Origin of the sequence: Aeromonas sp. QDB23, from assembly GCF_027707745.1 — a bacterium.
Taxonomy (GTDB): Bacteria; Pseudomonadota; Gammaproteobacteria; order Enterobacterales; family Aeromonadaceae; genus Aeromonas; species Aeromonas allosaccharophila.
Genome location: NZ_JAPCJA010000130.1, coordinates 1 through 2,314 on the forward strand (window position 1 = coordinate 1; position 2,314 = coordinate 2,314).

Annotated in this window: 1 protein-coding gene and 1 pseudogene; both read right to left on the minus strand. The window is 52.2% G+C overall.

Annotated elements, in window-relative coordinates; all coding sequences use genetic code 11:
* Positions 1-262: 262 nt before the first annotated feature.
* Positions 263-1,429, minus strand: a pseudogene (locus PG888_RS22715) (IS3-like element ISAeme20 family transposase).
* Between the two features lie 111 nt (positions 1,430-1,540).
* Entirely contained in the window at positions 1,541-2,164 is a 624-nt protein-coding gene (gene ureG, locus PG888_RS22720; RefSeq protein ID WP_053288401.1) for an urease accessory protein UreG, read from the minus strand.
* Positions 2,165-2,314 lie beyond the last annotated feature (150 nt).

Genomic DNA, 2,314 nt, shown 5'->3' on the forward strand with positions numbered 1-2,314 from the left:
ACCTGAAGCAACACCGCTTATATACCCGCACACTTGGAATTATTTGAGTCTCTAAAAATGAGGGGATCTCTGAGGGTCAAATCCAGTGGGTCAACTTTACTCCGGCGTTAGTGGGTCATTTTTACATCGGCGGTGACATCAATGCGTTAAGGATGATTCCGGTGAGTGTGAACAGTGATTCCGGGATGTTGAACACTGTTTCCGGAAAGGAGGGGCAAAGTGTTCAGGTTGAGGTGTCCTGACAAGATCGGACAGTCCCGGATCAAGCAGCCTGAGCAGTTCTCCAATACCTCTTGTTAAACTCCGCCGGGCTGACATTGCCAAGTCGTGAATGCCGACGCTGGCGGTTGTAAAAAATCTCTATGTATTCCTGAATCGCTGCCTTGGCCTCCGCTCTCGTCTCGAATCTATGGTGGTGAACCAGTTCATTTTTAAGAGACCCCCAGAAGCTTTCTATCGGGGCATTGTCGAAGCAGTTCCCCTTGCGTGACATGGAGGTCTGCATGCCAAATTGTACCTGGAGAGCCCGGTAAGCCTTGGCACAGTACTGACTGCCCCGGTCTGTGTGATGAATAAGCCCAACGGGTGGCCTCTTCTGCTGCACAGCCCGAAACAGCGCCTGACTGACCAACCCGGTGGTCATTCGCTCTCCCATCGCATAACCCACTATCTCACAGGTAAACACATCCTTGAGACCAGCCAGATAAAGTCAGCCTTCGTCGGTGGCAATATAGGTGATCACCGGTCCAGACTTCGTTGGGCTTCGTCGGCGCAAAGACCTGACCAAGGAGATTCTCCGCCACGGGCAGGGAATGAGCAGAATGGGTTGTCGCCTTGAATTTGCGCTTTTGTTTGCAAGACAACCCCATTTCACGGCGCAATCGCCCAATCCGGTCCCGCCCAGCGTAAAATCCTTCGGCGGCCAACTCAGCTTGTAAACGCGATGCGCCATAGGTCTGGCGCGTCTTGCTGTGAGCAGCCCGAATGGCGACCTTGAGTCGTTCATCTTCTTGTTGGCGCTGTGACGGTGGACGCTGGCGCCAGTGGTAGAAGCCCGCACGAGAGACCTCCAGCACACGACAGATTACGGAAATGGGATAGATGTCCTGTTGGTTGGCTATCCACGCGTACTTGGCAGTGACTCCTGAGCAAAGTACGCGGCGGCCTTTTTTATGATGTCGCGCTCCATGTTGGCTTGTGCGAGAGCTTTGCGTAGCCGGGCCACTTCAGCCTCCAGCTCGGCGACAGAACGCGCTCCGGGAATGGCCGATGTATCCTTTCCTCCTTTGGCTGCGACCACCCAGTTGCTCAGTGTGCCTTTGGCAATACCCAACCTTCTGGCGGCTTCAGCTTGGCCAAGGCCTTGCTCCAACACCAGTCGAACCGCCTCTGCCCGAAACTCTGGTGAATAGTGTTCTCTCGATTTCATTCAATACCCCCGATTGTCTCATCGTAACAATCGGGACTGTCTGTGAAAATCAGGATACCTCATCGCGTAATGCCCTGAATCGTTTAGACAATTTCAGGGCCTTCGTCGCACTTATGCTTTTGGCGTTAACATGCCATGTGTCACGATGAAATCGATGATGGTATCCACTCCCTGACCGGTTTTCAGATTGGCGAATGTCCACGGTTTTTGTGGGCGCATACGGTTGGTGTCTGATTCCATTACATCTAAACGCGCACCAACATACGGGGCCAAATCGATTTTATTGATCACTAATAAATCAGATTTGGTAATGCCCGGCCCGCCTTTGCGTGGAATTTTCTCGCCTTCCGCCACATCAATCACATAGATGGTCATATCAGCTAATTCAGGGCTGAAGGTGGCACTCAGGTTGTCGCCACCGCTCTCAACGAAAACGACATCCAGATTGCCGAATTTCTCACTGAGCGCTTCAACAGCGGCCAGATTCATCGATGCATCTTCACGGATCGCCGTGTGCGGGCAACCACCGGTTTCCACCCCGACAATACGCTCGGCAGGTAACGCGCCTGCTTCGGTTAAAATTCGCTGATCTTCTTTGGTGTAGATATCGTTAGTGACGACGGCGATCTCAAAGTGATCACGCATCTTTTTACATAATACTTCTAACAGCGCAGTCTTGCCGGAACCAACAGGGCCGCCAACGCCAACTCGTAATGGGGATGATGTTTGAGTCATAAGAGTGTCCTTTCCAATCTGATTATGAGCGGAATAACCGCGTGTATTGTATTTCGTGGCATGCACTGGCGATTGCGTATTCCCACGCATGGCGATCGCTCAATAACATTCATGCCGATCACTCAATAACATCCATGCCGATCGCCCAAT

What these genes read in the sequence shown, in the direction of transcription:
- ureG (WP_053288401.1), bottom strand. Translation starts at nt 2,164, where the DNA reads ATGACTCAAACATCATCCCCATTACGAGTTGGCGTTGGCGGCCCTGTT.